This window comes from Sphingomonas paeninsulae (genome assembly GCF_003660165.1).
GTDB classification, from domain to species: Bacteria; Pseudomonadota; Alphaproteobacteria; order Sphingomonadales; family Sphingomonadaceae; genus Sphingomonas_O; species Sphingomonas_O paeninsulae.
In genome coordinates, this window is sequence record NZ_CP032828.1 from 279,611 (window position 1) to 305,505 (window position 25,895).

The 25,895-nt window shown below is 55.2% G+C and carries 25 protein-coding genes and 2 pseudogenes; 7 read left to right on the forward strand and 20 right to left on the reverse strand.

Annotated elements, in window-relative coordinates:
• Nucleotides 1-558: 558 nt before the first annotated feature.
• From D3Y57_RS02470 to D3Y57_RS02480, 3 genes are all read right to left on the reverse strand, one after another.
• The gene (locus D3Y57_RS02470; protein WP_121151032.1) at nucleotides 559-861 is read right to left on the reverse strand and encodes a hypothetical protein; all 303 of its coding nucleotides are present in this window, start codon (nucleotides 859-861) and stop codon (nucleotides 559-561) included.
• Nucleotides 862-1,255: 394 nt separating this feature from the next.
• Nucleotides 1,256-1,555, reverse strand: a complete 300-nt coding sequence (locus D3Y57_RS02475; RefSeq protein ID WP_121151035.1) for a hypothetical protein — start codon at nucleotides 1,553-1,555, stop codon at nucleotides 1,256-1,258.
• Nucleotides 1,555-1,998 carry a hypothetical protein gene (locus D3Y57_RS02480; RefSeq protein ID WP_121151037.1) on the reverse strand — a complete coding sequence of 148 codons (444 nt, stop codon included), beginning with the start codon at nucleotides 1,996-1,998 and terminating at the stop codon, nucleotides 1,555-1,557. Before D3Y57_RS02480 ends, D3Y57_RS02475 begins: the two co-directional genes overlap by 1 nt.
• 338 nt (nucleotides 1,999-2,336) lie before the next feature.
• Here D3Y57_RS02480 and D3Y57_RS02485 point away from each other — a divergent pair, with 338 nt between their 5' ends.
• From D3Y57_RS02485 to D3Y57_RS02515, 4 genes are all read left to right on the forward strand, one after another.
• Nucleotides 2,337-2,576, forward strand: a complete 240-nt coding sequence (locus D3Y57_RS02485) for a hypothetical protein (RefSeq protein WP_121151039.1) — start codon at nucleotides 2,337-2,339, stop codon at nucleotides 2,574-2,576.
• Between the two features lie 434 nt (nucleotides 2,577-3,010).
• Nucleotides 3,011-3,217 carry a YozE family protein gene (locus D3Y57_RS02495; protein WP_239025799.1) on the forward strand — a complete coding sequence of 69 codons (207 nt, stop codon included), beginning with the start codon at nucleotides 3,011-3,013 and terminating at the stop codon, nucleotides 3,215-3,217.
• 1,060 nt (nucleotides 3,218-4,277) lie between these two features.
• Nucleotides 4,278-4,838: a hypothetical protein gene (locus D3Y57_RS02510; RefSeq protein ID WP_121151050.1), complete on the forward strand. Its 561-nt coding sequence runs from the start codon at nucleotides 4,278-4,280 to the stop codon at nucleotides 4,836-4,838.
• Nucleotides 4,839-5,009: 171 nt separating this feature from the next.
• Complete coding sequence (locus tag D3Y57_RS02515) at nucleotides 5,010-5,879, forward strand: hypothetical protein (RefSeq protein ID WP_162986902.1); 870 nt, start codon at nucleotides 5,010-5,012, stop codon at nucleotides 5,877-5,879.
• Nucleotides 5,880-5,904: 25 nt separating this feature from the next.
• Here D3Y57_RS02515 and D3Y57_RS02520 read toward each other — a convergent pair.
• A pseudogene (locus tag D3Y57_RS02520) lies at nucleotides 5,905-6,276 on the reverse strand (recombinase family protein); the annotation flags it as partial.
• 424 nt (nucleotides 6,277-6,700) lie between these two features.
• On the opposite strand from D3Y57_RS02520, the gene D3Y57_RS02525 reads away from it, so the two are divergent.
• Nucleotides 6,701-7,495 (forward strand): acyltransferase family protein, encoded by a 795-nt coding sequence (locus D3Y57_RS02525; RefSeq protein ID WP_121151056.1) that lies wholly within the window; start codon nucleotides 6,701-6,703, stop codon nucleotides 7,493-7,495.
• Nucleotides 7,496-7,678: 183 nt separating this feature from the next.
• Here the strand turns inward: D3Y57_RS02525 and D3Y57_RS02530 are convergent, their stop codons facing one another.
• Both D3Y57_RS02530 and D3Y57_RS02535 read right to left on the reverse strand, forming a co-directional pair.
• Nucleotides 7,679-8,290: an acyl-homoserine-lactone synthase gene (locus D3Y57_RS02530; protein ID WP_121151058.1), complete on the reverse strand. Its 612-nt coding sequence runs from the start codon at nucleotides 8,288-8,290 to the stop codon at nucleotides 7,679-7,681.
• Nucleotides 8,291-8,361: 71 nt separating this feature from the next.
• Nucleotides 8,362-9,105, reverse strand: a complete 744-nt coding sequence (locus tag D3Y57_RS02535; RefSeq protein WP_121151059.1) for a helix-turn-helix transcriptional regulator — start codon at nucleotides 9,103-9,105, stop codon at nucleotides 8,362-8,364.
• Nucleotides 9,106-9,463: 358 nt separating this feature from the next.
• Here D3Y57_RS02535 and D3Y57_RS21515 point away from each other — a divergent pair, with 358 nt between their 5' ends.
• Nucleotides 9,464-10,195, forward strand: a complete 732-nt coding sequence (locus D3Y57_RS21515; protein WP_430738995.1) for a DNA -binding domain-containing protein — start codon at nucleotides 9,464-9,466, stop codon at nucleotides 10,193-10,195.
• 120 nt (nucleotides 10,196-10,315) lie between these two features.
• Here D3Y57_RS21515 and D3Y57_RS02545 read toward each other — a convergent pair whose 3' ends face one another.
• From D3Y57_RS02545 to D3Y57_RS02585, 9 genes and pseudogenes are all read right to left on the reverse strand, one after another.
• A complete protein-coding gene (locus D3Y57_RS02545; RefSeq protein ID WP_121151063.1) occupies nucleotides 10,316-11,587 on the reverse strand; it encodes an NAD(P)/FAD-dependent oxidoreductase in 1,272 nt (423 codons plus the stop codon).
• Nucleotides 11,577-11,864 (reverse strand): formate dehydrogenase subunit delta, encoded by a 288-nt coding sequence (locus D3Y57_RS02550; RefSeq protein ID WP_121151065.1) that lies wholly within the window; start codon nucleotides 11,862-11,864, stop codon nucleotides 11,577-11,579. Before D3Y57_RS02550 ends, D3Y57_RS02545 begins: the two co-directional genes overlap by 11 nt.
• A 5-nt stretch (nucleotides 11,865-11,869) precedes the next feature.
• Complete coding sequence (fdhF, locus tag D3Y57_RS02555) at nucleotides 11,870-14,719, reverse strand: formate dehydrogenase subunit alpha (protein WP_121151067.1); 2,850 nt, start codon at nucleotides 14,717-14,719, stop codon at nucleotides 11,870-11,872.
• A 76-nt stretch (nucleotides 14,720-14,795) separates the two neighbouring features.
• Nucleotides 14,796-15,632 carry a formate dehydrogenase accessory sulfurtransferase FdhD gene (fdhD, locus tag D3Y57_RS02560; protein ID WP_121151069.1) on the reverse strand — a complete coding sequence of 279 codons (837 nt, stop codon included), beginning with the start codon at nucleotides 15,630-15,632 and terminating at the stop codon, nucleotides 14,796-14,798.
• Nucleotides 15,632-17,169, reverse strand: a pseudogene (locus tag D3Y57_RS02565) (NADH-ubiquinone oxidoreductase-F iron-sulfur binding region domain-containing protein). The gene fdhD and the pseudogene D3Y57_RS02565 overlap by 1 nt, the downstream one beginning before the upstream one ends.
• Nucleotides 17,166-17,612, reverse strand: a complete 447-nt coding sequence (locus D3Y57_RS02570) for a formate dehydrogenase subunit gamma (RefSeq protein WP_121152082.1) — start codon at nucleotides 17,610-17,612, stop codon at nucleotides 17,166-17,168. Before D3Y57_RS02570 ends, D3Y57_RS02565 begins: the two are co-directional and overlap by 4 nt.
• 164 nt (nucleotides 17,613-17,776) lie before the next feature.
• On the reverse strand, nucleotides 17,777-18,619 hold the full coding sequence (gene fghA, locus D3Y57_RS02575; protein WP_121151071.1) for an S-formylglutathione hydrolase: 843 nt from the start codon (nucleotides 18,617-18,619) through the stop codon (nucleotides 17,777-17,779).
• Nucleotides 18,619-19,188 carry an S-(hydroxymethyl)glutathione synthase gene (gfa, locus tag D3Y57_RS02580; protein WP_121151074.1) on the reverse strand — a complete coding sequence of 190 codons (570 nt, stop codon included), beginning with the start codon at nucleotides 19,186-19,188 and terminating at the stop codon, nucleotides 18,619-18,621. Before gfa ends, fghA begins: the two co-directional genes overlap by 1 nt.
• A 28-nt stretch (nucleotides 19,189-19,216) precedes the next feature.
• Complete coding sequence (locus D3Y57_RS02585) at nucleotides 19,217-20,323, reverse strand: S-(hydroxymethyl)glutathione dehydrogenase/class III alcohol dehydrogenase (RefSeq protein WP_121151076.1); 1,107 nt, start codon at nucleotides 20,321-20,323, stop codon at nucleotides 19,217-19,219.
• Nucleotides 20,324-20,415: 92 nt separating this feature from the next.
• Between D3Y57_RS02585 and D3Y57_RS02590 the strand changes: the two genes are divergently transcribed.
• A complete protein-coding gene (locus tag D3Y57_RS02590) occupies nucleotides 20,416-21,300 on the forward strand; it encodes a LysR family transcriptional regulator (RefSeq protein ID WP_121151078.1) in 885 nt (294 codons plus the stop codon).
• Between the two features lie 419 nt (nucleotides 21,301-21,719).
• Here the strand turns inward: D3Y57_RS02590 and D3Y57_RS02595 are convergent, their stop codons facing one another.
• From D3Y57_RS02595 to D3Y57_RS02615, 5 genes are all read right to left on the reverse strand, one after another.
• Nucleotides 21,720-22,961: a LuxR family transcriptional regulator gene (locus D3Y57_RS02595; protein WP_239025814.1), complete on the reverse strand. Its 1,242-nt coding sequence runs from the start codon at nucleotides 22,959-22,961 to the stop codon at nucleotides 21,720-21,722.
• The gene (locus D3Y57_RS20655; RefSeq protein ID WP_239025800.1) at nucleotides 22,844-24,490 is read right to left on the reverse strand and encodes a winged helix-turn-helix domain-containing protein; all 1,647 of its coding nucleotides are present in this window, start codon (nucleotides 24,488-24,490) and stop codon (nucleotides 22,844-22,846) included. The genes D3Y57_RS02595 and D3Y57_RS20655 overlap by 118 nt, the downstream gene beginning before the upstream one ends.
• Before the next feature lie 135 nt (nucleotides 24,491-24,625).
• Complete coding sequence (gene gloA / locus D3Y57_RS02605; RefSeq protein WP_121151084.1) at nucleotides 24,626-25,069, reverse strand: lactoylglutathione lyase; 444 nt, start codon at nucleotides 25,067-25,069, stop codon at nucleotides 24,626-24,628.
• Nucleotides 25,070-25,074: 5 nt separating this feature from the next.
• The gene (locus D3Y57_RS02610; protein ID WP_121151086.1) at nucleotides 25,075-25,467 is read right to left on the reverse strand and encodes a RidA family protein; all 393 of its coding nucleotides are present in this window, start codon (nucleotides 25,465-25,467) and stop codon (nucleotides 25,075-25,077) included.
• 42 nt (nucleotides 25,468-25,509) lie between these two features.
• The gene (locus D3Y57_RS02615; RefSeq protein WP_121151088.1) at nucleotides 25,510-25,890 is read right to left on the reverse strand and encodes a RidA family protein; all 381 of its coding nucleotides are present in this window, start codon (nucleotides 25,888-25,890) and stop codon (nucleotides 25,510-25,512) included.
• Nucleotides 25,891-25,895 lie beyond the last annotated feature (5 nt).

A 25,895-nucleotide genomic window follows, 5' to 3' on the forward strand; every position in this document is an offset into this window, starting at 1 on the left:
CGATGGCCCACGACAGATCGGCGACCGATCCTGCCAGCTCAAGCGCGCTCGTTTGCCATTCTGTCAGAGCGCTTTCAGTGATCGGCGCGGCGTCATTCATAGGCGATCTTATAGCGCACCTATAAAAAGCCGTCGAACGTCGACGTGTGATATGTCGAATTATTGCATGTCCACCTTCGATCGCCCGGAAGTCCGTACCGTTACCCAAATCTGGGATTGCAATGGGATTGCAACCACCCCTTTTTGGATTTTTTCAGGGACTATTTGCGCCCCCTTTTCCACGGTTTCCCCTGTACGAGTGAGCGCTTTCCTGGCCCTCCGAAGGCAGGGGTCACAGGTTCGAATCCTGTCGGGTGCACCATTCTTTTCAATGACTTAGCGAGAAACGAGTTTAGCGCAAGTTGATGCGGGTAGCACCGGGGTAGCACGCTCGTAAATTTTGATGATTGAATGGCTTTACTCTGGCGTCGGCAAAAACGCTGGCAATTTAGTCTCTCGCTACCACCTGTTTGAGAAGCGAAGCCACCAGCGCGGCATAAAGCGGAGCCTGGGCAACCGCTAGCCGGCTTGGGCGATGGCCCGGCGTTTATGGTGCTGCCTCACGTCCTTATATGAGTCGAAGAGAGCGGCAACCAGCGGCCCCTTAAACTCAACCGACCAATCGCACCCTTCCGCTCGATCGATCAAGCGTTGCAATATCCAAATTCGATCCTCTTTGGTTTCGGCGGGGATACGATAAAGCTGGCGCTCGGCGGTATTGACGGCGGCCTGTAATTCGCGCTGTCCGCCAATCACTTCGTTGCCTACCAACTCTTCTAAAGTATCTATCTTGGCAGAGACGTACCTAAAACTTGAATTCATGTTGTTCCCACTCTTCCACCGGCGAGCACATCTTCACCGTGAGTTCCAAGTATACTTATATCGATCCCGTTACAAGTCTCTCTGACAAGTCAGTCTCTGCATTTAGAAATACATTGGCAAATTCCGTCAGATCAGCGGAAATATTCTGTTTCCAAGTTTCCGTTGTCGATGGCAACGTTTGTTGCGGTGGAGAAATTCTAACAAAAGATAATCATCAATATATCCGTCGATTACTTGCGCTAAGACCAGTTGATTTGACGGATAAAACTTTATTTTAGGCACCGTAATTCGCGCTCCGTTTTGCGCGACGAATGCCTAAATTCTCAGTGCTCGACTCACTCAAGCACGAATCGGCGGCCTAAATGCGGAAGCGAACCCGCGGTGATTGATCGGGTTACGCCGCCTCAATTCGCGCGATCGTAGCTTCGAGATCATCGCGAGCCGCCTTCTCCTGAACAACCCGGATGGCGAAGGCATCGGAAGAGGCGCCACTGGCAATTGCGGCCGACAACGTAGCCGAGGACGCACCGTAGGCCGTGGCGAGCTGGTTGAGCATTGTTACCCGGTCGACAGGTGCTGCGACCACAGCGGCGGTTGGAGCAGGCGCGATGACAGGTTTCAGTGTCTCTGATCGAGGCGGGTCCGCAGCGGCCGCCGACGGACCATGTAAAAGCTCGGTGAGGGTCTTCGCCATTAAATCTGGCCTTTCAGTTCTGGAGTAATCCAATATCCATGGCCGTGTTCAATGAGAGGAGCCCTGCCCTCTCCGGAATATGGCTTCGGGTAAGTGGTTGCGTAGAGCATGGCTGCCGCGATGACTTGATCATCCGTCCTAAAATCGAGTGAAATCGCCTCAATGGCCGTAAGCGTTTCGGGACTAAGCGAAGACAATGGAGGTGTGGGGGTCAGATTCCAGCCGAAGCTGCCGAGCAATGCCTCAGCGGATCGCAGCGAAGGAAATTTTTCCACCCGATACGATTTCAAAGTCTGTCGAAGCACGCCTGAGCGTGATTCCAGGACGTCATACGTTGTCGCGGTTGCCATCATCAGCGAAAAAACTAATTTTGCTATCGGGTGAGCGTGCCTAGGAATTGTGATTTTCGACCGCCGTGGCGGCTTGGGCGCGGCTTTTTCCATGCCGCAATAATGCGGTTTTGGTAGCCTTTCGACGGGACGGGTTCGGTGGACGCGTTAGCGGCCCATGTTTGAGCGTGAGTGGCGGTGAATCTGAAGCCTGCTCCCAAAAGCGCCTGGGACAGCGGCGTCAGAAGTGTATTCCTGACACAAGCAATTAGGAAACCCTTAGCCTGCAGCTACTATATGACGATTATGGATAGAAGGCCTAAGCCGCAGATTGCACGCCCGCGTAGCCCATTTCAACACGTTGCCGGCCGCCTTGTCTGAGCACAGGATCGGTGATGAGACTTACCCGTTAAATGATATTGCAGCGAGACCATGGATTTTGGAGCAGAGCAATGACGATTGGGTTTGTGCTGACGCTATTTGAAGATGACGAAGAAACGCGGCGGGCTCACCAGCTTAGGCCAAACGACCTTGTGGCATGGGCCGACATCTCAGAAACCCGCGAACACCGCGCTTCGCGGGTGCATCGCATCGCCCAGTACCTTGCCACGGAAATGGTCTGCTTTCTCGACGAGCGTGACGGCCTCAAGGTCGGACCCTATCCGATGTATGAGCGTGGTAACCTTCAATGATCAGCTTTAGCGTCAATTCAAAGCTCAATAAAGAATCACGCTCTGAAGTATGGACTGGTATCCTTTTATTTGGATTGGGCATCCTGTTTGGCGGGGCAATTGAGAGCGACAGAAAAGAGAAGGTCGCGCTGGACTGAGCCGTCGATACCGTCCGGCAATGCGAGGCATCTTATCGGCTCGATGGCTATGAAAGCGTAGCCGATTGCCTGCGGGGTTCTATTGAACAAGCTGACGAAGAAAGAAAAGATGAGGCGCGCGCAGAGGGTCACGATCCACGGAAATGAAGTTTATCCGCTATCCATGTGCGCCAAAGGGCTTCGATTAGTCAGTGGGCGCGATAATAATGCCCTTATCGAAGATCTGAGGGAAGTCGTTCGTTTCCATGCACGGCAGCGGTAAGACGGACGCCAATGAGTCGGCAAGGACCATGCGAGATGAGTGAACCGTTCGGCCAATGGCTATTGAAGCAGCACCTGAGAGAAGGTTGGGTCGGGGATCTGGCGCGAGCGGGGAAGTCTGACCCGAAGTTTCCGAAATCAGGATCGCCAGAGGATGTCCGCGCGCGACTGCGCGAACTGATGGCCGAGGGAGACATGTTTGAAGCTGTCGATGACGCTGAGACTGACTGGCTGAGTTATTGAAAGCGGCAGCTTCCGCCCCAATAGCGGTCGTAAAACTCCATAGGCGGCCTGATTCATATTTACCGCCGGACTACGGCCCAAAGCGGTGCCGCAGCTTGGTCCCCACGAAGACGGCAAATGTGGCAGGAAGGCCGCCAATAAGGCATCCGGCCCCAACCCAAAACGCGAGCATCACTAGCATCACGACGAACATCCCAAGATCCTGCCAAGAAGCTATCCTCCAAGGTTCCATGAATATCACCCCAAGCCCATAAGAGAGGGTGAACTGCGCTCGAAAGCTGGGCGCTTGCTTTGACAACACGGCAGCGCCAACGATCCAACAAGCGGTGATAAGCGCAGCGAGCGGGATCAGGATGAAGCTGGAGAGGTCCATAGCAAGTGGGTAGCGTCAGCTTTGACAGTTCACCAGCACCAAAGCTGTCAGACTGCTCACCACCACTTTTCACCGTTCCTGCTTGGCGCACATTTAATGTCGGCAAGCGCCCCAAGGTCAGACATTCAGCCTGAATTGGCCCACGCCCGTCAGCGGTCGTTGGCCGACCTGACGGGAAACACCGGATTTTAGTCGTGCGCTAATGGCAATGCTTGGTGGGGAGCGGACGTTCGGCGTGTTCCGCTGCTCACACCCGCCACCCCAGACCATCAACACAGGAAAAAGAGCAAACGCAAATACGCCAGTCGCAAACGGGTAAAAGTCATAGAACCAACGCGCTCTACGCGACAGAACGACAGAACCTATCAGTAACAGCAGAAATAGCGCTGGTATCCCGGCATAGAGGACTATTTGCCCTGAGACGGGATAGCCGGGAACGTTCTGGGCTTTGATTCCGAAAAGACCATCAACTCCCGCAAATAGTAGAAAACCCCATGCGGATGCAATCAAGGTTGTTGGAAGATCGGACCAGCGCATGGTTCTGTGTCGAGCAATTCACGAAGGTCCGCAAGTGGGCGGAAGCTGCCATAACGGGAAACACCCGTTTGTCGTCGCAGCGCGTGCAAACAATTTCACAGATCGGATTTGATAGTCCATCCTGCCAGAAGGTTTGTTCCCGGGGGCGTGATGTTCGATCCAATTGGAGCTTTTAAAAAGCAGTTTGTCCCGTCCGGTGACGGCTATATTTATTATCCGTCCAAAAAAAGTGGCGGAAAACTCATTACGGCTACCGAGTTTGAGAAGCTAGTTGCCGACTGGACAATCATCGCTGGGCGAAAAGGTCAGTGGAAGGCCGTCGGCGTTATTGTTCTCGTTATTATGCTTTGGACCGCTGTTTCACAGTATTTCGACTTTTCGAGATTAACCGATCAAATACTTACTTATGGAATCGTAACTGCATTATCAGCGAAGCTGTTGTGGGCTAACTTCGCTCCCCGGCGTCTAGTTAGAAACAGAGATATAGTCGTTCCGCCACGCCGTTCATCTGAAGCGCGCCAGCAAGCTCGAAGCCTATTGAACTGGCCTTTCGTAATTTTCGGCACTCTTATCAGCGGCGGTATTTTTTTTAGTCACCTAAGCAATAGAGAGAACACGTTGCCATGGTGGGCATGGATTGTTGGTAGCGGAATCTTTTTCGCCTTATACCTGTGGATTAGTCTTCAAAAATTCAGAGACATAAACCATTGATGGCAAGATGCTCGGGCAACCAGAGGTGACGCCAAACACATGTTTGTCGCCGTCAGTGTCTGAAATTTGGTGTATTCCGGATCGGCAGCTTTCGGCCAACGTGAAGCGGGCATTGTAAACCGGGACTGTCTGCGCAACCTTCCTTTAAATGGTGATAGTAGGGGGTTTTATATGAACTTTGAGCCGGCACCATTTCGTAGAAATCGCATGCGAGCGATCTGTCCAAAGCCCATCACATCGATGATGCTTCTGATGACTTCAACTCTAGCGATGGCAGGGTGCCACGTACAGCCATTGGCAGAACGTTGGAATTCGTCGCGCATTTCTGCCTATGAACCTTTTAAAGCCGACATCAGCGGCTTTCCAAGCACTTCGGATAAGGCAAAACTTGTGCCGATCGCTGCATATATGCGCGAACGACTGATCTATCACCATGTCGATGCTCCGCACGCCAATGCCATCTTATGGCAATTCCATTTCTTTGCACCGGTCAAATTTCTAGAAGACGACTGCACAACATACATCGATTTATTGCACCAACAGACATACAAAAATGAAGACAAGCAAATAGGAAAAATGGCTGATTCGGCGAAAGACGTTTTTGACCGCTACGATCAATCAATACCATATTCGCAACTGGCAAGTGGAGCTTATGATAACACTCACAAAACGATAAACTCCAACACTCGCCAAGTGTTGCCCATGTTTGAAGATTTCAGGAACACCATACCACTTAACGTAAGTTTTGAGTTTCCGTTACATTTTAACAGTAAAGACGAGGAGCGTTATTTCGAAGAAAGCCGCATAATAGGCGATGAGATAAGAAATAATATCTATCGTCGTTTTCCGGAAAGCATGATGAGCTATCATATCCGAAACTTTATAATGAATGTATATAATGTGGGAATAAATGTGGACGGAAGAAATGCCGGTATAGCTACATCTGGCAGATTACAGGCTGCAAAATACGCACGAGGGTACTTTGGATATATTGAATATCTTTATCAAACCAACTCCGGCAAATCCTCCTGTAAAACATGATTATCGAAGTTACCTTGCACCATACTCAGCTTGATGATGACCATCCAATCCGCTGCAGCGTACCAGTAAGCGTAGAGCGCGGCACCTTGAACATGCGGCTAACCGATGCCTTGCTGGCTCCGCCAGCGAGCGCGGAGGTAATCTGATCCATCAAGGCCCCGTCGATCGTCGGGCGACGGCCACCGCGCCGTCCCCGCCTCTTTGCTGCAGCAAGTCCCGCCAGTACCCGCTCACGTGTCAGCGCCCGCTCGTACTGGGCCAGCGCGCCGAAGATCGAGAACAGCAACTCGCCGTGCGGTGTCGTCGTATCCATGTGCTCGGTAAGCGACCGGAAAAATACGCCCCGGTCCTTCAGGTCGGTGACGATCGTCAGCAGATGAGGCAACGACCGGCCCACCTAAACGTTGCCGGATCTGTCTCTGGTGTGACCCTTTTGAAGAATGATTTCTCTGGTGTCGGTAGCGACTATATATGGGGTTCGACCTACACTACTTTCGCGTCTTTCAACGCAGCTTCGGGTGGCACGTCAGTTGCCGTAAATCCCGGCATGTCCGCCCCAGCCTCGGTTGGCACCCTGCACACTTATGACGCAATTGCGTTAGCGGCAGGATTCGGGCCTCAACCGCTGCTTCTGCCATCTTGATTGGAGCGTCCACGGCTAGCTTCGGCGGAACTTCGGCGACTTATGACGCCTTCGGACGGGCTATCAACACCCCTCCAACTATCGGTGCCGGTGGCGGTTAATGGATCGATGCAAAGTGGCACAACCATAATGCTCCAGACTACTTCACGCCTGCAACATCACCGACTATCGACAGGTTATGAACGCGCCAAAGCTAAACTATAATCCCGCACTCGACGGCATTCGCGCCTTGGCTGCATCGGCAGTTCTCCTAGTCCATCTTAACCCCGCCTTTTTGCCAGGCGGTTGGATTGGCGTGGATGTTTTCTTTGTACTGAGCGGCTTTTTAATCACGCGGATATTGCAGCTTGAAATTGGGACAACGGGCAGCATCGACCTAAAGCGGTTTTATATCCGTCGTGCCATCCGCCTAGTGCCTGCTTTGTTGGCGATGGTGATGGTCGTCGTCATCGTCGCGAAGCTGATGGAAAAACAGATCATCACAGAGGCGATCCTATCGCTAACCTACACAATGAATTGGGCGCAGGCATTTGATATCGGACTGCCCGTCAAATATCTTGACCACACGTGGTCACTGGCCGTTGAAGAACAATTCTATCTTGTTTGGCCGATTGCCTTGTTGGCGCTGCGGTCGAAAAGGCCGTGGGCTTACGTTGCGGCACTGCTTGTAGCGTCGCTGTTTTGGCGTGGCGCGCTGATCCACAACGGCGCGACGTGGGCGCGGACCTATCATGGGTTCGATACCCACTCGGATACCTTGCTTATTGGGTCCTTGTTGGCGCTGTTCCCAATATCGCAGCGGGTGGTATCTGCGGCTCGATTGACCTCATGGATTCCCGCGACCCTATTGCTCATGTGTTGCTTTCCGATGTCGCCTGCTTGGACGAGCCGATTGAGTGGATCGAGCACGAGCGCGCGCACGCTTTCGCTGCGGATCAACAAACGTCCGAAGCGCTTGGTCCGCGTCCCGTAAAAGTCGCCGGTGCAAAAGGGTGTTGCGGCGAATATTGGGCCCAGTTCCATCGTGATGGTCGAGATCAAGGCGCGATCGGCAGCGCCATGAATGATTGTGAAACCATCTATATCAAGCTGCTCTTGCAATACGGCGAGGTCGTGTTCGACCGGTTCAATGCCGTGCGAGACCTGCATATCCATGTCAGGCAGCCTTTCTCATCGGCATCTCGGACCCATCCGATATGCCTGCGGCCGCAAGCTGCGCGATCGTATCGGCAGCGATATCGATACGCAGCGCACCGAGCATTGCTCCCTCGTGCTCTTTGAGAAGACCGAGCGGTCGGCACTGCCAGCCAAAGCTCATGATCTGCTGCATCCAGCCCCATTCGGCGATGCCGGTGTAGGTCGTAATCCCGTGCACAAGCGCGTGACGTGCGATTGCCGTCACCAGCTGGTCACGGACGATCCGGCGCGCGCTGGCGCGTAAACTCCGCGACAGGCAAAAGCGTGTGATTTCATACACGTCGGGACCCACCGGCATGTCGAAGTCACAAAGATCGGCAAACAACGTGTTCAGGAGTCCGGGCCGGACTGATGCGAGCAAACGTGCCGAACCGAGATGGCGGCCTTCGGTATCGGTCAGGATCAGATAGACGGCATGACGGTCGTCAAACTGATCGATCTCGAAACGCTCGGCGACGACAGGCAGTCTCCATTTGAGCAGGTCGATGAAAACCTGTTTGCGCGCTTCGAACATTGCCCGAAGCACCTCGCTCTGATGAATGTGATTGGATTCACTGACGGTAATCAACATGATGACCTCCCTTGTGGAGGCCTCAATCGAGCATGAAGCGCAATATCTTTGTATAGCTAGAAATAGCTATATCAGGTGCCGAAAATATCGCTGAAACTGATCGTGCCGTCGCGCAACGCCTGCACAACGACAAAGACGCGGCTCGAGGAACCAAAGTAATCGCGCAGCGCACGCATATGGCCCAACACCGTATTGCGGCTGATCTCCATGATCGTTGCGGTGTCCCCATCGGTCTTGCCTTTGCCCGACCAGATCAGACAGGCCAGCTGTCGTGCGGTAATCCGCGCGCGTCGGCGGATGGGGCGCATTAGCAATATGCGGCGCACGCACTCAAAGGCTTCACCGCAGACAAGACGCGCGAATTGGACGGCAGCGTCATCGAGAACGTTTCCACACGCCATGGCAAATGAAATCGAACCCGACAGTTCACCGAGCACATTTGCCGGAACGGTAAAGCCCTCGCCAATGCCGCAACGCCGCGCCTGGGCAAAGACATCCTCATCGGTTGCCGTCATGTCGATCAGCCCCGGCACCGCGCTCCATCTGAAGCCTGCCGTTCTGAGCTGGCTGGCGCGGTGCACCGGGTCGCGGGTGCCCAGCCCAAGTGCATCAAACCAGAACGTATAGTCGTCGGGGTAATTATGCAGCCTGACAAATTTCGAGCCCGCCTTCCTGAAGTCGGCGTGCTGGGTCAGCGCAAAGTAGCGATACCCGCCAGCGATACAGGCCTTTGCCAGGATATCGCGAAGTTCGTCGAGCGTTCGTGCCGCCTCGAACGCAGCGATAAATTGCAGAGATGAGTTTTGTGCACACATCGCTCCATCGGTCGCCCGGTATTGCGTCTTCGAGCCGCAAGGGAGCGCCGCCTCCGTCGCGCAAAGCCTGATCGGTTCTCAAGCCGAAACCCAGCGCCGTTTAGTTTGTGTTGGTCGAACTTCATCCGTGAACGACTCGTGCATGATCAAATCAAATGATTGACAAATAATCAAACTATATTCCAAATATAGCGATGATATTAAATGAAAATGGCGAACCACGCGAAGTCTAAGCTTAGTGGAGCATCTGTTTTTGATAGTTTCAGCATCGCGGTTGGCGCCTGCTTAGCCCATGGTTGCGTTGCTCCCCGGTCTCCCCGACTGGCGCAACGCGGACGATTACGCACATCTCCGCGCTATGCCGCGATCGGCATTTGCATGGGAGTGGCTGCGGCGGTCGTCACGTTACCGCGACGCCTGGGTAAGGCGAGGCGGGCAAACTGGATCTGACGCCTCCTGCCCGCCTGAAAGCTTTGGCCTCGTTGACTATGAAAATCCTGCATTCAGCGCCGCAGTCGCGCGACCGCTGTGGACCCGGTCGATCGACCCGACGGTGCTGGTTGCCGACGTTCTCGACCGCGACCCCGAACCTGGCGACGCCTTCAATCTTTTGAATTTGGCATCACTGGCAAAACTGCACGTCGGCGTGAGCCGATGGGAACATCTCCTGCTAAGCGATGGCATCCATGGCATTCGCCTCGATATTGCCACCGGCAGCGTCGTTGGAAGTCCAACGCTCCTCGCTTATCGGATCCAAGGGCAAGCATCGGCAAAAGGTCCTGCCGAAACACTGCGGCAACTCACGGCGCTTGTCCAAAGGATGGCCTTTTCTGCAAATCTATTCCCGCAAGAACGACGCACCGCGCGATGGATTTTGGAACTACGTACCGCTGACGCTATCGCATCAGGTGCTAGCGCTCACGAAATCGCAGCTCACTTTTACCCAGCACTGACAGCCGAGCGACGTTGGCGCGTTGAAAGTTACGCTGCTCGCAGACGGGTTCAAAGGCTTGTTGCCCGTGCTCGGAACCAACATGTGGACGCGGACGTGCGAAAATGGTTCGTCCAAGATAGCATAGTCCATCCCTAGCCCTAGATCAACACCAAGGATCAGAATAGACATCGGTCCGTTCCTTTCTCTCTTCAGATACCGCCATCATAACGGATGCCGGCGAAAAGGGCGGGCCATCCCATAATCAACACCGACCACTCAGTGGGGGCCGATAACTCCTACATGTGTTTTCAACGGGATCGCGCTGTCGGCAAGCAACGCTGGAGCCACAGCGATCCCACCGGTAACAAGTGCCTTGCCCTGCACATAATCCTTCACCGCGTTCACACAGTCGAGTGCGATAACTTGCCCCCGGCGAAGGTAAACGACGGAAAACGACCGCGCCGCAATGTCGCCGCGCACCACAATATCGTCATAGCCGATGGACAGGCCGACAGTCTGCAAACGCAGATCATATTGGTTCGACCAGAACCACGGAACCGCGTGATACGGCTTTTGTTCGCCCATGATGTCCTTGGCGGCTGTGGTCGCCTGATCGTTGGCGTTCTGCACCGATTCGAGCCTGATCCAGCCACCTTCGGCAAAGCTGTTTTCGTGCCGCGCACAGTCACCGATCGCGTAAATGTCCGGCAGGCTGGTCTTGCACAGCGCGTCGACATCGACGCCGTTGCCACCCTTGGCTCCCGCCGCCAGCAAAGCTTCGACGGCGGGCACGATCCCAATACCGACAACGACGATTTCGGCAGGCAGGATTTCACCGTCCGCGAGTTTCACTCCGGTCACTTTGACGCCGTCGCCAACCAGTGAATCCACCGCGACACCAAGGTGGACGGTAACGCCATGTGCGCGGTGTTCGGCTTCATAGAATCGCGACAGTGGTTCGCCGGCAACGCGCGCCAGCACTCGATCCATCGCCTCCAGAACCGTCACCGACTTTTCGAATTTGGTCATGACTGCTGCGGCTTCGAGGCCGATGTAACCGCCGCCGATCACGACGACACGCGCAGCGTGCTGCAATTCCTGTTCGAGCTTGTCGACATCGGCGCGGGTGCGAATACCATGGACGCCTTCAAGGTCGAAACCATCGCAACTCAATTTGCGGGCATGGCCGCCGGTCGCCCAGATCAGTTTGCCATAACCGATTGTCGCACCGGCCCTGTCAGTAACCTGATGAGCAGCAGGATCGACCTTGTCGATGCGCCGTTCGGTCAGAATGTCGACATTGCGCTCTCCCCAAAAGGCAGCGGGGCGGATCATGATGCGTTCGAACGGCTTGTCGCCTGCCAGATATTCCTTCGACAATGGCGGACGCTCGTAGGGCAGATCGGCTTCTTCTGTAACCATCGCGATACTGCCGACAAAACCCGCCTGACGCAGCGCAATAGCAGCCTGTGCCCCGCCGTGTCCGGCTCCGACAATCAGGACGTCATAGAGTTTCCGCCGATCGGATTGATTGTTTTCAACCAGCATCACTTCCCCCACCCTGCGAAACATTCCCGAATTCTGTAGCTTGTGACTGAGCACTTGGCGCTCCTCGCACCATCAAATAGTTGATTGCCAATACCGTGATCGGGTCCAGACCAGATTCAGGTCTTGTCGCCCGCGCAAATATGCGTGTTTTCATCATAGGATCCCAAAAGCTATCGATATGGTCCGCTGTCGCCAATGCCGCCGGTTTCTCCCCCGCAATGGCGAAATTTCGGGCGATCTGGTTTGCCATATACACCAGCCTGTCTTCGGTCGACATTTGGCTCACTGTAGGTCGCCCGCCACAGCAATACGGCGTGAACGATCAGCCTGCGCCTGATAAGCTTCCTGCCAGTCGCTTGGCCCGTTCGACGCGCTTACCTGCACCGCTGTCACTTTGTATTCAGGACAATTCGTTGCCCAGTCCGAATAGTCGGTAGTAATGACATTGGCCTGTGTGGTCGGGTGGTGGAACGTGGTGTAAACCACGCCCGGCGCAACGCGTTCGGTCACCTTCACGCGCAACGTGGTTTCCCCAGCGCGGCTGCGCAAAGCGGTCCAGTCACCATCTTTTAGGCCGCGATTCTCGGCATCATGAGGGTGCATTTCGAGCAGATCCTCGGGGTGCCACGCGACGTTTTCGGTGCGGCGAGTCTGCGCACCGACATTATAATGGCTGAGTATTCTGCCCGTCGTCAGCAACAATGGGAAGCGAGGCCCCGTCTTTTCGTCGGTCGGCACATAATCGGTGACGACGAAATGCCCCTTGCCGCGCACGAAAGTGTCGATGTGCATGGTCGGCGTGCCGGTGGGCGCATCCGCTGTTGCGGGCCACTGGATCGAGCCATGCTCCTCCAGCGCCGCATAGTTCACATTGGCAAATGTCGGGGTGAGCGCTGCCACTTCGTCCATGATTTCCGACGGATGGCCGTAACTCCAGTTAAGACCCATTGCATTGGCGACAAGCTGTACGACTTCCCAGTCGGCATAGCCGTTCTTCGGGTCCATCACCTTGCGGACGCGCTGGACACGGCGTTCGGCATTTGTGAACGTGCCGTCCTTTTCGAGGAACGTCGATCCTGGCAGGAAGACATGCGCATAATTGGCTGTTTCGTTGAGGAATAGATCCTGCACGACGACGCACTCCATCGCAGCAAGTCCCGCGGCGACATGCTGCGTATTGGGGTCGGACTGGAGAATATCCTCGCCCTGAATAAACAGCGCCTTGAACGTCCCATCAGTCGCGGCATCGAGCATATTGGGAATACGCAGACCCGGTTCTGAATCCAGAGTTACGCCCCATGCCTCTTCGAACATCACGCGCGTCGCATCTTCGGAGACATGACGATAGCCCGGATATTCATGCGGAAAGCTTCCCATGTCGCAGGCACCCTGAACATTGTTCTGACCCCGCAGCGGGTTTACGCCAACGCCTTCGCGACCGACATTTCCAGTCGCCATGGCAAGGTTGGCAATCGCCATAACGGTGGATGACCCCTGCGAATGTTCGGTGACGCCAAGCCCGTAATAGATCGCGGCATTTCCACCGGTCGCATAGAGTCGCGCGGAAGCCCGTAAATCCGCGGCCGGAACGCGGGTGAGTGCCTCGATCGCTTCGGGCGAGCGTGCTGGCTCGGAAACGAACGCTGCCCAGTCCTGAAACTCGTCCCAGTCGCAGCGCGACCGGATATAGTCTTCATCGGCCAGCCCCTCGGTCACGATGACGTGCGCCATCGCGGTCAGCACAGCGACATTGGTTCCCGGTCGCAGCGGCAGATGATGCTCCGCCTCGACATGCGGCGTCCGGACGATGTCGGTGCGGCGTGGATCGATGACGATCAGGCGAGCACCGGCGCGCAGTCGCTGCTTCATGCGGCTCGCAAAAACGGGGTGCCCGTCGGTCGGGTTTGCACCAATGATCATGATCACATCGGCGTGATTGACACTGTCGAAATCCTGCGTGCCCGCCGACGTGCCAAAGGTGGTCTTCAATCCATAGCCCGTCGGCGAATGGCAAACCCGCGCGCAGGTATCGACGTTATTATTGCCAAAGCCCTGTCGAATGAGCTTTTGCACGAGAAACGTTTCTTCGTTGGTACAACGCGACGATGTGATGCCACCGACCGAGCGCACACCATAGCGAGCCTGAATACGGCGGAATTCGGACGCGGTGTAAGCGATGGCTTCGTCCCAGCTTACCTCGCGCCAAGGCTGGTCTACACTTTGCCGGATCATCGGGTTCAGGACGCGCTCGCTGTGATTGGCATAACCCCAGGCAAAACGCCCTTTCACGCAGCTATGCCCGTGATTTGCCTTGCCTTCTTTCCACGGCACCATGCGGACCAGCTCCTCGCCGCGCATTTCAGCGCGGAAGGTGCAGCCAACACCGCAATAGGCGCAGGTGGTGACCACGGCACGATCGGGCGTGCCAACTTCGATTACCTTTTTCTCTTGCAACGCCGAGGTTGGGCAGGCCTGCACACAGGCACCGCAGGAAACACATTCGGACGAAAGAAAGCTTTCACTCTGGCTCGCGCTGACGACCGATTCAAAACCGCGCGCCTCGATGGTCAGCGCAAAAGTCCCCTGAACCTCGTCACAAGCCCGCACACATCGCGAACAGACAATGCATTTGGTTGGGTCGAACGCAAAATAGGGATTGCTCTCGTCCTTGGGCGCATCGAGATGGTTTGCGCCATCATAGCCATACCGAACGTCGCGCAGACCAACCGCCCCCGCCATGTCCTGCAACTCGCAGTCGCCATTTGCGGGACAGGTCAGGCAATCGAGCGGATGGTCTGAAATATACAGCTCCATCACGCCCTTGCGGAGCTGCTTCAGCTTTTCGGTTTGAGTGCGCACCACCATGCCTGGCATCACCGGCGTCGTGCACGATGCGGGATATCCATTACGGCCTTCGACCTCGATCAGGCAAAGTCGGCAGGATCCAAAGGCTTCGAGCGTATCGGTGGCGCACAGCTTGGGGATCGTCGTGCCCATCAACGCCGCCGCGCGCATGACCGACGTGCCTTCGGGAACCTCGATAGTCTGGCCATCGATCGTCAGGGAAACCATGGTTTGCGCTAAAGCGGGTGCCGCCTTCGTGCCGAGATCGATTTCACCTAGCCAAGCCATAGTTGGTGTCCCGTAAATAATCGGCCGCAGATTGAACCGAAGAATTCGTGCGCCTTGCGATCGACAGGGTGCCTGTTCATAAAAAACGTCCTTTCGGATCGTTCACAACAAGCATTGAATCCCGGCGCGCCAGCACGCCAAGCGTTAGGCCGCAGGATGCAGCACGCTCCACAGCAAGGCTGGTTGGAGCAGAAATGGTCACCAGCATCGAACACCCAGCCCGCACGGCTTTTTCGACAAGCTCATAACTGCAGCGCGCAGAAAGCAGAATGAACCCTTGGCCAGCATCGATATCAGCCTGGCGCATCGCCCCGATAAGCTTGTCGAGAGCATTGTGGCGTCCAACATCTTCTCGGACAAGCCTGATGTCACCGTCAGGTGTTGCAAATGCAGCGGCATGCGCAGCGCCGGTCATGCGGCTCAAAGGCTGAAAATCAGAAAGCTTTTCCAGCGCTTTGGCAATCGCCGACCGAGCGACGGTCGGCCCGGATGTAGCCGGTGGCAAGGGACGGAGCGCCTGCTCGATATTTTCGATGCCACATAATCCGCAACTGCTTTCCGCTATTCTGGTGCGCGCACGCGCAAGGACCCGTTCCATCGCGCATCCGGTCGAGAACAGACGAACAATCCAGCCGCCCTCGATCGGGTGAATATTCACCGCGCGGATCGAAGCCGGGCCGTCGATCAGCCCCTCGGTCATGAAAAACCCGATCGCAAAATCTTCAAGGTCCGTTGGCGTGGCCATCATCACGGCGTACCCGATACCGTCAAACTCGAGCGACACCGGTGTTTCCAGCGGAACAGCACGATCGGCGCAAACATCGGCATAACCAGCGAAGCTCAGCGCGCAGGCTTCCAACAGCTTGTGGCCCTGATTGGCATTCTGAATTTCTGGGTTCGCGCTGATCAGCATCACCCACCAATATGCCTTTTCCGAAAATCCTCAGGAAAGAGGTCAAGGGCGCTGAGAACGGGGTAAGGCGCAAAACCGCCTAACGCGCAAAGTGAGCCATGCTTCATCGTGTCGCAAAGATCGCGCAAAAGTTCGATCTCTTGCTCGGTACTGCGCTCTGTCTGCTTTGCATTGCGGATCTGCGGCAATTGCTCGACGCGATCACGCTCTCGCCCCCTGCGAGAATCCTGTCGATCGTTTCCACGCCACGGGTCGATCCAATCCGGCACGGAGTACACTTTCCGCAGCTTTCGACCGCACAGAATTCCATGGCGAAGCGGGCCATATGTGCCATGTCGACGGTATCGTCGAAGACGGTGACACCAGCATGGCCGATTAAACCGCCATTCTGTGCGAAAGTCTCGTAATCGAACGGCATATCGAAGCTCGATGGCGAGAAATATGCGCCAAGGGGACCACCGACCTGCACGGCTCGCACGGGGCGGCCGCTTGCCGTACCGCCACCAATATCATTGACAAGAAACCCCAGAGTGACACCAAAGCCGATCTCGAACAGGCCCCCGTTCCGTATGTTTCCCGCAAGTTGCACCGGCATAGTACCCCGGGAGCGTCCAAAGCCGACGTCCGCGTATTTTGCAGCGCCCTGGCTCATTATATACGGCACGGCGGCCAGGCTCAGGACATTGTTGATCACCGTTGGCGCACCGAAAAGGCCAACATGGGCCGGAAGCGGAGGCTTCGCTCTCACCTGTCCGCGCTTGCCCTCAATCGAGTCGAGCAATGCGGTTTCCTCACCGCACACATAGGCCCCCGCTCCTTCGCGAACCTCCAGAATAAACGGCGCGATCTTTGCTGACGACAAGGCGATTGCGCGTCTCATGACGTCGATGGCAAACGGATATTCGGAACGGATGTAGACAAAGCCATATTGCGCGCCGGTTGCGTGCGCGGCTATCGCCATACCCTCAATGAGGCAGAAAGGATCGCCTTCCATGAGCATCCGATCGGCAAATGTTCCGCTGTCTCCCTCATCGGCGTTGCAGACGATAAACTTCTCAGGGCCGCTGGCATCGAGAACGGTCTGCCACTTGATACCCGTCGGAAAACCGGCACCACCCCGCCCGCGGAGGCCCGATGCTTTGATAATATCGATGATTTGTTGCGGTGAAACGGACTGCGCTTTCTCGAGGCCGACCCACCCGCCGGAGGTTTCGTAATCCTCAAGGCTCAAGGGATCGCAGACGCCGACCCTTTGAAACGTGAACCTTTGCTGGCGGGCGAAGAAGTCCAATTCGGCAATGTCACCGAGACGATTTGGATGAGATCCGCTCAACACAGCGGCAACGTCACCCGGCGTTACCGGACCAAAGCCGATGCGGCTATCGACTGTTTCAACTTCGACCAGCGGCTCAATTCTGAACAACCCCCGACTGCCGGTGCGTATCACTTCCACATTTTCACGCGCGAAGGCGTCCGCCACTGCGTCTGCACCAAGGGCGACGGAGGCCATATCACCTGAAATATAAACGCGCGTCATACAGACACCATGTCAGCAATACGACTCACTGCAGCGTGATCGATGCGCGAAAACGGTTGCCCGTCGACCATTGCATTGGGTCCGGTGGCGCATAATCCCAGGCAATAAACAGCTTCCAGGCTGATATGCCCATCGTCGCGGGTATCACCCATCGCTACGCCCAGCTTTAAAGCCATAGCGGTTTCAATCGCAGCACTGCCTCGCGCCTGACACGCTTCGGCACGACAGAATTTCACAACATGTCTGCCCGCGGGTTGACGCCTGAAATCATGGTAGAAAGTAACAACACCGTGCACATCCGCGCGGCTCAGATTTAGGCCAGCCGCTATCATTGGCACCGCCTCGTCCGGGATAAATCCGATCTCCCGCTGAATTGCATGGAGAAGCGGAAGTAAGGCACCACGGCTTCCCGCGTGCGTCACGACCAGTTGTTCGACGATCATGCGATCGCTCAAGCTTAACGTCATAACATCAGACCTTTGTCGCTCTCCTCGCCATCATTGGCGTTAACCACCTCGCGAAACTCGATCGAATAGCTACATTCACAAAGCGGATTCTGAACCGAGCCGCGAACCCGGCGGTTATCAATGGCGGCAGGATTGCTCGCTTAATACAATCGCTCAGCGTGCCAACGCAAATGATCGGCCATAAAGGTTGATATGAAATAGTAGCTGTGATCATAACCCGGCTGCAACCTGAGCGTTAATGCGATACCGGCCTCGTTACAGGCTTCGGCAAGCAATGATGGCTTGAGCTGCACCGCCAAGAACTGATCGGCCTCTCCCTGATCCACCAGAATGTCGGGGAAGCGCGCACCATCGTAGATCAGCGCAACCGCATCGTGAAGGCGCCATGTTGCCCGATCGCCGCCCAGATATCCGGACAGCGCTTTTTCGCCCCACGGAACCTGCGAAGGCGCGACAATGGGCGAGAATGCGGAAACTGCGCGATAAACATCGGCGTTGCGCAGCGCGATCGTTAACGCGCCATGGCCACCCATCGAATGCCCCATGATCGACTGTCGCGTCCTGTCCGCTGGAAAATGCTGCGCAACAAACGCTGGGAGTTCGTCAGTGATATAACTCCACATCCGATAGTTTTTCGCAAATGGTTCCTGAGTCGCATCGACGTAAAAGCCCGCGCCCAGCCCGAAATCATAACCACCGTCAGCGTCGTCTGAGACACCATCCCCGCGCGGCGAAGTATCGGGTGCAACGAAGATCAGACCGAGTTCAGCACAGGCCGCTCGAAATTCGCCCTTCTCAGTGACGTTTGCCGACGTGCAGGTCAAACCCGAAAGATACCAGACAACCGGCAGCTTCGCACCCGGCTCATGCGATGGAACGAAGACCGAAAATGTCATGTCCGTGCCCGTGGCGGCAGACGCGTGTTTATACACCCCCTGCACGCCACCGTGGCTGGCATTTTCCGAAATGACTTCAATCGCCATCAGGCAGCTTTAGACTTTGCAACGCTGGTGGCGATCGCATCCATCAGCGGTGGCGACAGGCAATCATAGGGGCTGAGGCCCAGCTCTTCCAGGCGACCACGTACGGCACCCATCGCTGCAGGATCATAGCCCTGCTCAATGATCGACGATACAAATGCGGCGAAGCTTGGCGGCGTTGCGCCCTTTTCCTCGAACAATTCTGCATGAACAAAATCCAGCCCGTGAAACGGATGACTCTTGTTTTCGATACGTCCGATGAGATGTGTCCCGCAAACGGTGCAGGCATGGCGCTGAATGGCAGCGGACTCATCGACGATGGCAAGTTTTTCGCCGTTTTCCGTGATTGACACTGTATCGCGCGGCACAACTGCAATCACAGCGAACGTGGCACCCGCTGGCTTCCAGCATTTGGAACAACCGCAGGCATGGTTATGAAGAACATCGCTCTTCACCGCGACTTTCACTGCATTATCAGCGCAAAGACAGGCGAGCGTTCCGCCGGAAAAACTCCCCGACCCTGAAACAACGCCCTGGTCGACCGAAGGATGGATGAGAGGCTTTGTTGTCATTTTAATCTCCACAGTGTTCAGAAAAATATTAGAAGACCACGACGCTCCTGATGCTCTCCCCGGAGTGCATCAGGTCGAAACCCTTGTTGATCTCTTCCAGGGTCAGGACGTGGGTAATCATCGGGTCAATCTCGATCTTGCCGTTCATGTACCAGTCGACGATTTTGGGGACGTCGGTCCGCCCCTTGGCTCCGCCGAAGGCCGTGCCGCGCCAGTTACGGCCGGTGACAAGCTGGAACGGACGTGTGCTGATTTCCTTGCCCGCCTCTGCCACGCCGATGACGATACTCGTTCCCCAGCCACGGTGACAGGCTTCCAGCGCCTGACGCATCACCGTCGTGTTGCCTGTGCAATCAAACGTATAGTCAGCACCACCATCCGTCAGAGCGACAAGGTGTGCGACAATATCACTGACGTCCTTTGGATTGACGAAGTGGGTCATACCGAACTTGCGGCCCCATTCCTCGCGGTCGGGGTTAATATCGACACCGATGATCATGCCTGCGCCCGCCAGCCGTGCGCCCTGCAATACATTCAGGCCGATGCCGCCAAGGCCGAATACAATCACATTGTCGCCGACCTGAACCTTTGCGGTGTTGACCACAGCGCCCACGCCCGTCGTGACACCGCATCCGATGTAGCAACTCGTCTTGAACGGCGCATCGGTGCGGATCTTGGCGACCGCGATCTCCGGTAACACGGTGAAGTTCGAGAAGGTCGAACAGCCCATATAATGAAAGATCGACTGGCCTTTGTAGCTGAACCGACTGGTACCGTCTGGCATCACGCCTTTCCCTTGCGTCGCGCGGATCGCGGTACACAGGTTGGTTTTACCCGACAGGCATGATTTACACTGGCGACATTCGGGCGTGTAGAGCGGGATGACGTGATCGCCGACAGCAACGCTCGTCACGCCCGCGCCGATCTCACGCACAATGCCTGCGCCTTCGTGCCCGAGGATCGACGGAAAGATGCCCTCGCTGTCCAGACCGTCGAGCGTATAGGCATCGGTATGGCAAATGCCGGTCGCCATGATCTCGACCAGCACTTCGCCCGCGCGTGGCCCATCCAGATCGACTTCAACAATCTCAAGCGGCTTTTTGGCTTCGAATGCAACGGCGGCACGTGTCTTCATCTATAGTTCCAATCCAACGGACCGTTATCATAATGACAAACGTGCGATAAAGAACGATATAGGCAATTCATTGTTGCGTTATCGGGATAGTCATGAAGCAGCGCTGGGATGGCATTGACGAGTTTGTGGCTGTCGCGATGTCGGGTAGTTTTGCCGGAGGTGCCAAGCACCTGAGCGCTTCGACGTCGCAAATCAGTCGCGCGGTCGCACGGCTCGAAAGCCACCTGAACACACCGCTTTTCTATCGGACCACACGGAGTGTCAGCCTTACCGACACTGGACGCGTTCTATTCGAGCGGTGCCGCGAAGTCGTGGATCAACGAAACGAAGTGCTGGATTCCGTGATTGGCGGTGTCGTTCCGCAGGGAGAGTTGCGCGTCACCTGCTCCACAGCGATCGGCGCGCGGTTCGTTGCCCCGATCATTGCGCAGATGTCGCTGGAATATCCGAAACTCAGTATAAACTTGGAATTGAGCAACCGCATCATCGACTTAGTCGGAGAAGGCTATGACCTTGCGATCCGAACCGGGAACCTCTCAGACTCGAGGTTGATTGCAACTCGCATCGCTTCGCGCCGTTTGTACCTCTGCGCCGCCCCGCAGTATCTTTCCCGCGTACGAGCACCAGCATCAGTTGCAGACCTTGCTGGGCATAATTGCCTCATTGGAAATGCTGCTACATGGTACTTCGATGCAGGCGGCGTAGAGCAGACCTTCCGGCCGAAAGGGCGTTGGAATAGCAATAGCGGCGAGGCCGTCCTTCAGGCCGCCCTGGCCGGGCTTGGGATCTGCCAGCTTCCCGAATTCTATGTACTTCCCTTTATTGCCGATGGACGCCTTGAGGTATTGCTCGATAAGTTTTGGCCCGACGACGAGCCAATTTGGGCCGTCTATCCGCAAAGGAAGCATCTTCTCCCGAAAGTTCGTGAAATGATCAAAAGATTACAGCGGGAATTGGGACCTGCGATTGGCATCTGACTTTGACATAACGCCCTCAACTGCGTCCCAAACGAGTTGGCTAATCTTCCTTTGTATTGGAAGACATCAATGGCGCGAGAACACTGAAGAAACACGGGTTAAATTAGAGTCCGAATGTTGACGCGGGGCATTAGCAAAGGTCGTAACCACATGTATGGCAAGCAACATCGATCGACATATGCGAGTTGGTACAGCTTCTGGTTAGCCACAGACGACTGTTTCGAGCCTGTGCTCGCCAAGCCGCTTTCGCAAGCGGCTGGGCACGATGTCCTAACCTTCGCACCGCATGCGCCTTACGGCAGCCGAAACAGAATCTCTGTGTTTCGTGGCAGTTCCCACTTTCAAGATGGTAGCAACTTCATGACAAATATATAGAAATTCTTCCAAGATAGATGTATTAATATCTTCTTATTTTCCGCTCACGCGAGATCATACCCGTTATTTAACATACCTTTCCGCCTTGCTGTATCGAGAACGGCATAACGTCCGGTCACTTTTAGTTTTTTGTATAATCGCTTCCTGTGTACCTTCACCGTTCCCTCAGCCAGGGAAAGGGTTCGCGCCATTTCTTTATTGGACATGCCGACCGCAAGAAGTTGCAGAACCTCTTGCTCGCGAGGGCTCAGGCCTCCGGGTTCGACTGCCGGCATGCTCTCGGGATCTGGCTTCGTAAAGCGACTGCGAACGACACCTACGAAGCTCACCAGATCAAGGGGAAGTCTATCTTTGGCTTGCGCGAGCAGAGGTACGACGATGGCCTCGCCATGCACGAATGCCTGCACCATAGACTGCGGCGCCGCGAGCGCCAACGCGTCGATCAGGCAAGTCGTGGCTTCATCGTTGCGCCCAGCCAACCGGCGCGCATGGGCTTGCAGGATCAAGCCATAGAGAGCCATCTGACGATTGCCAGTCGCCAGTAGCCTTTCGATATACCGGTCTAGCAGGCCGTTGGCCTCCTCGATCAGTCCCTCGGCGATCAGGATCTCCGCCCGCGCCATTTGAACAGTGTCCATGATACGCCAATCCGGAAGAGGGTCATCTCCACCTTCGGCTATTGCAAGCAATGACCCCGCTTCGAGCGGACGCCCGCTTCGTACCAGCGCATGTGCTTCAATTGCACAGATGAAGCGCGTCGATCTAGCCCGGTCACCACGGGGAAAGTCACCAGCTGAAACGCGCGGGAGTAAAGTTGCATTTTGCGAGCTGCTATCCATGGTAAGTAGTGTGGCTGTCCGACAGGCGGAGGCCACGATTTCGAACCAGCCTTCGTTGTGTGCACCCTCGAAGCTCGCAATTATTAGCGCCCTTGCCTCCTCGAGATCGCCCTGTTCATAGCGGATTTCGGCCATGACAGTATCGACCAAAGCAACGAGGTCTGCCTGGCGGCCGAAATGAGCGTCAACCAAACCTCGCACATGGCATGCGGTTTCATACGCCTTTGCAATCTGCCCCATGGCGAGCAGGGCACGGCAAATGAACAACTGAATGTAGATCGATGCATAATGTCCGCCCAAGCGTTCGCTAGCGTAAACGGATTTCAGGCCTAATCGAATACAGTTTTCAAAATCCCCTTTATGGTAGGCACCGTAACAGGCCAGTGCGCTTGTGACGGTACGAGCATAATTGGCGCGGCTATCCCCCCGACAATTTCGGCGTGCAATTGATTCAGCGCACAAACATCGATCACGCGGTCTTCATAGAAGGCGATCAGATAATCAAGGATACGGCCCGACAAAACGATCTCTTGACCTACAACATCGTCTGTCACAATTGCCGAGACACGATCGAAAATCATGCGTCCCCGCGCGACTTTGCCGGTTTGCACGCAGATATAGGCTGTTATGAAATCCGCCTCTGGCACTTCGCCTGGATGGGAAGCTGTCCATTCGGGCAGCGGCGAATAAGCGTCAAGCCCCTGATGCACGCAGCGAAACCAGCCGCTGTGTGCGGATAAGAGTTCGCTCATCCACGCCCGATCCTCTGATAGGCAGGCGTGGGCCACAGCTTCGGTGAAATGGCCGCCGGATGCAAAACATCGCGAGGCTCGGATGTGTTGGACAGATATTTCCTGTGGCATCCTCCGATGGAGCACTTCCACTAGAAAGGTACGGAAGATCTGGTGGAACGAAAACCAATGCAGATCTCTGTCGATCACGTTGATGAACAAGTTGCGGGCCCGTATCGCGCCAATGATCTCCCACCCGTCCGCTCTACCGGTCAGCGCATTAATCAGTTCGGCGTCAAAGCGTTCCAATATACAGATCGACAGCAGCACGTCACGCAGATCATCGGTCAATGCGCTGAATACCTGCTCCATTAAATAGTCAGTAAATTCAGCCACGTCAGAACCGGCTCTAGAAGATAGGGCGCAACCTGCTTGCGTCCCGTTCTGCTCCAGCCAGAGCCGGCTCATCTGCAAGGCCGCCGGCCAGCCTTCGCATCGTGAGGAAATCTTTTCCGCAACCAGAGTGTCCAACCCGAAGTAGGACAACGATTCTGCCGCGCTGAATCTCAGATGCTCTACCGTAAGTTCACGAATTTGCCCTCGGCCACGTAATATGCCCAGCGACAGAGACGGACATATGCGAGCAGCTATGATGAAATGTATATTTTTCGGCGCATAGGTCAGCATGAAACTAACGATGTCTCCGGCGGGATATCCATCGATTTTTTCATATTCGTCGAGGAAAATGTAAATGGGCTCGCCAACTTCCGCAAAATGGTTGATCAGGGCTGAGCGGACTACATCTTCGCGAGATTGCCGCAATTTCGATCGCGCAGCAGACTGAAAGTCCTTTAGCATCAGTCCGGCGGCGGCCAGCGAAGCGATGAGATAGGCAAGGAAATTTTTTCCGTCGCGATTCTGCTCATCGATCGACAGCCACGCAGCATATATTTTGTTCTTGCGTAATTCATTGAAAAATAGAGAAATAGCAGTCGTTTTGCCATAGCCGACAGGAGCATGTGCAAGCGTCAACAACGGGATTGGTTCTGCATTCAGAAATGCCATCACCTTCGGGCGATCGAGGATCGTGCTGGATGCCGACGGAGGTAGCAGTTTGGTGACGAGCAGCGGCTCGAACCAAGACTGGTCCCTTCCCGTCTCGAATTGCGCGCCAGCCCCGCTACCCACCTCGTCTCCGTCAATTCCACGGTCTGGTGCAATTTGTAAGCTTTGGTTTCCAATCATCGCACGTAGCCTCCCTCTTCCGGGTCGCTCATGTCCCATGCACATCATGTCAGCCGACCCAGGACTTGCCAAGCACACGATCCGAGTATGATGGCCGAGGATCACCGCCCCCTTCTCCGATGCCTCGCGCCGAACTTACAGCGTTGTTGTTCCCTCCATCCACGGCTTGGGGAACGGGTTCTTTATTAGTTCTATTTGGTAACCGTCCGGGTCAGTGATGAACGCAATCTCAATTCCGCTGTTCATCATTTCTCCTGGCTCGCGCACGACAGCACCGCCAACCTGTCGAATCCGTGCGCAGGTTGCCTCAAGATCATCCACACCAATGCCAATATGCCCATAGCCACTGCCATGCGTGTATTTTTCAGAATCGTCCCAGTTCCAGGTCAATTCCAAAACGGTTCCGATATTGTCGTCTATATAGCCTAGATAGATAAGCGAAAATCGCGCTTCTTGGAAATCCAACCTACGATTTACAGTCATGCCAAGACCGTCGCAATAAAAGACCAGCGAACGGTCGAGATCCTCCACACGACACATTGTGTGGAGGAAACGATTGGAAGACAATTGCGCGCTCATTCCAATCAATCAAATGTCGCCACGATCTCTACCTCAAGCAGCAAATCGGGATGGACCAGCCGCGAAATTTCAATCCACGTCGAAGCTGGCGGTGCACAATCCGCATAATAGCCGGCACGCACAGAAGCAGTCCCGACCATGGCGTCCATATCACGCGTATACATGGTTTCCTTCACGACGTTGTTGAAGGTCAAATTGTAAGCGGCGAGTGTTCGTCCAAGATCTTTGTACACATTGTCCATCTGGGCCGCCATGTCGCCTACAGCGACCGGGTTTGCATTCTCGTCCCAGCTTACGCAGCCGGATACGAAAAGCAGGTTTCCCGCACGCACGGCTTGGCTGAACGAGAAATCTTTTTCGACAGCTCGAAAGTTGAGGACGTTTTTTTGAAGAGCCATGATCTTTATACTCCGTTGAAGATTAGTTAAAAATTCAGAAAATTAGCGGGCTAGGACGATTTCGATTTCAACGAGCAAGTCCGCTCGCGCAAAGGCCGAAACACCGATCCAGGTTGATGCGGGGGCCACGCATCCTTCATAAAAAGCTGCCCGGACCGCGTTGACCGCAACAAAGGCATCCATGTCACGCGTGAAGATTGTTTCCTTTACGACTGCTGCTGCATCCAGCCCGAAATGGCTGGCAGTCCGCTCCAAATCGGAATAAATATTGCCGACTTGGGCTTTGTAATCGTCGACTCCCAAGGTTTTGAAACTGTCGTCCCAGCTCACGGTGCCGGATACGAAAATTAGGTCTCCGGTATCGATGGCCTGCGAAAAGGACGTTTCACCGCGCAACTGGAAGATGGTGTTATTACGAGCCATTGTTG

Coding starts and splice junctions, on each gene's coding strand:
- D3Y57_RS02470 (WP_121151032.1), bottom strand. CDS start 861: ATGAATTCAAGTTTTAGGTACGTCTCTGCCAAGATAGATACTTTAGAA.
- D3Y57_RS02475 (WP_121151035.1), bottom strand. CDS start 1,555: ATGGCGAAGACCCTCACCGAGCTTTTACATGGTCCGTCGGCGGCCGCT.
- D3Y57_RS02480 (WP_121151037.1), bottom strand. CDS start 1,998: ATGGAAAAAGCCGCGCCCAAGCCGCCACGGCGGTCGAAAATCACAATT.
- D3Y57_RS02485 (WP_121151039.1), top strand. CDS start 2,337: ATGACGATTGGGTTTGTGCTGACGCTATTTGAAGATGACGAAGAAACG.
- D3Y57_RS02495 (WP_239025799.1), top strand. CDS start 3,011: ATGAGTGAACCGTTCGGCCAATGGCTATTGAAGCAGCACCTGAGAGAA.
- D3Y57_RS02510 (WP_121151050.1), top strand. CDS start 4,278: ATGTTCGATCCAATTGGAGCTTTTAAAAAGCAGTTTGTCCCGTCCGGT.
- D3Y57_RS02515 (WP_162986902.1), top strand. CDS start 5,010: ATGAACTTTGAGCCGGCACCATTTCGTAGAAATCGCATGCGAGCGATC.
- D3Y57_RS02525 (WP_121151056.1), top strand. CDS start 6,701: ATGAACGCGCCAAAGCTAAACTATAATCCCGCACTCGACGGCATTCGC.
- D3Y57_RS02530 (WP_121151058.1), bottom strand. CDS start 8,290: ATGTTGATTACCGTCAGTGAATCCAATCACATTCATCAGAGCGAGGTG.
- D3Y57_RS02535 (WP_121151059.1), bottom strand. CDS start 9,105: ATGTGTGCACAAAACTCATCTCTGCAATTTATCGCTGCGTTCGAGGCG.
- D3Y57_RS21515 (WP_430738995.1), top strand. CDS start 9,464: ATGCCGCGATCGGCATTTGCATGGGAGTGGCTGCGGCGGTCGTCACGT.
- D3Y57_RS02545 (WP_121151063.1), bottom strand. CDS start 11,587: ATGCTGGTTGAAAACAATCAATCCGATCGGCGGAAACTCTATGACGTC.
- D3Y57_RS02550 (WP_121151065.1), bottom strand. CDS start 11,864: ATGTCGACCGAAGACAGGCTGGTGTATATGGCAAACCAGATCGCCCGA.
- fdhF (WP_121151067.1), bottom strand. CDS start 14,719: ATGGCTTGGCTAGGTGAAATCGATCTCGGCACGAAGGCGGCACCCGCT.
- fdhD (WP_121151069.1), bottom strand. CDS start 15,632: ATGCTGATCAGCGCGAACCCAGAAATTCAGAATGCCAATCAGGGCCAC.
- D3Y57_RS02570 (WP_121152082.1), bottom strand. CDS start 17,612: ATGATCGTCGAACAACTGGTCGTGACGCACGCGGGAAGCCGTGGTGCC.
- fghA (WP_121151071.1), bottom strand. CDS start 18,619: ATGGCGATTGAAGTCATTTCGGAAAATGCCAGCCACGGTGGCGTGCAG.
- gfa (WP_121151074.1), bottom strand. CDS start 19,188: ATGACAACAAAGCCTCTCATCCATCCTTCGGTCGACCAGGGCGTTGTT.
- D3Y57_RS02585 (WP_121151076.1), bottom strand. CDS start 20,323: ATGAAGACACGTGCCGCCGTTGCATTCGAAGCCAAAAAGCCGCTTGAG.
- D3Y57_RS02590 (WP_121151078.1), top strand. CDS start 20,416: ATGAAGCAGCGCTGGGATGGCATTGACGAGTTTGTGGCTGTCGCGATG.
- D3Y57_RS20655 (WP_239025800.1), bottom strand. CDS start 24,490: ATGATTGGAAACCAAAGCTTACAAATTGCACCAGACCGTGGAATTGAC.
- gloA (WP_121151084.1), bottom strand. CDS start 25,069: ATGAGCGCGCAATTGTCTTCCAATCGTTTCCTCCACACAATGTGTCGT.
- D3Y57_RS02610 (WP_121151086.1), bottom strand. CDS start 25,467: ATGGCTCTTCAAAAAAACGTCCTCAACTTTCGAGCTGTCGAAAAAGAT.
- D3Y57_RS02615 (WP_121151088.1), bottom strand. CDS start 25,890: ATGGCTCGTAATAACACCATCTTCCAGTTGCGCGGTGAAACGTCCTTT.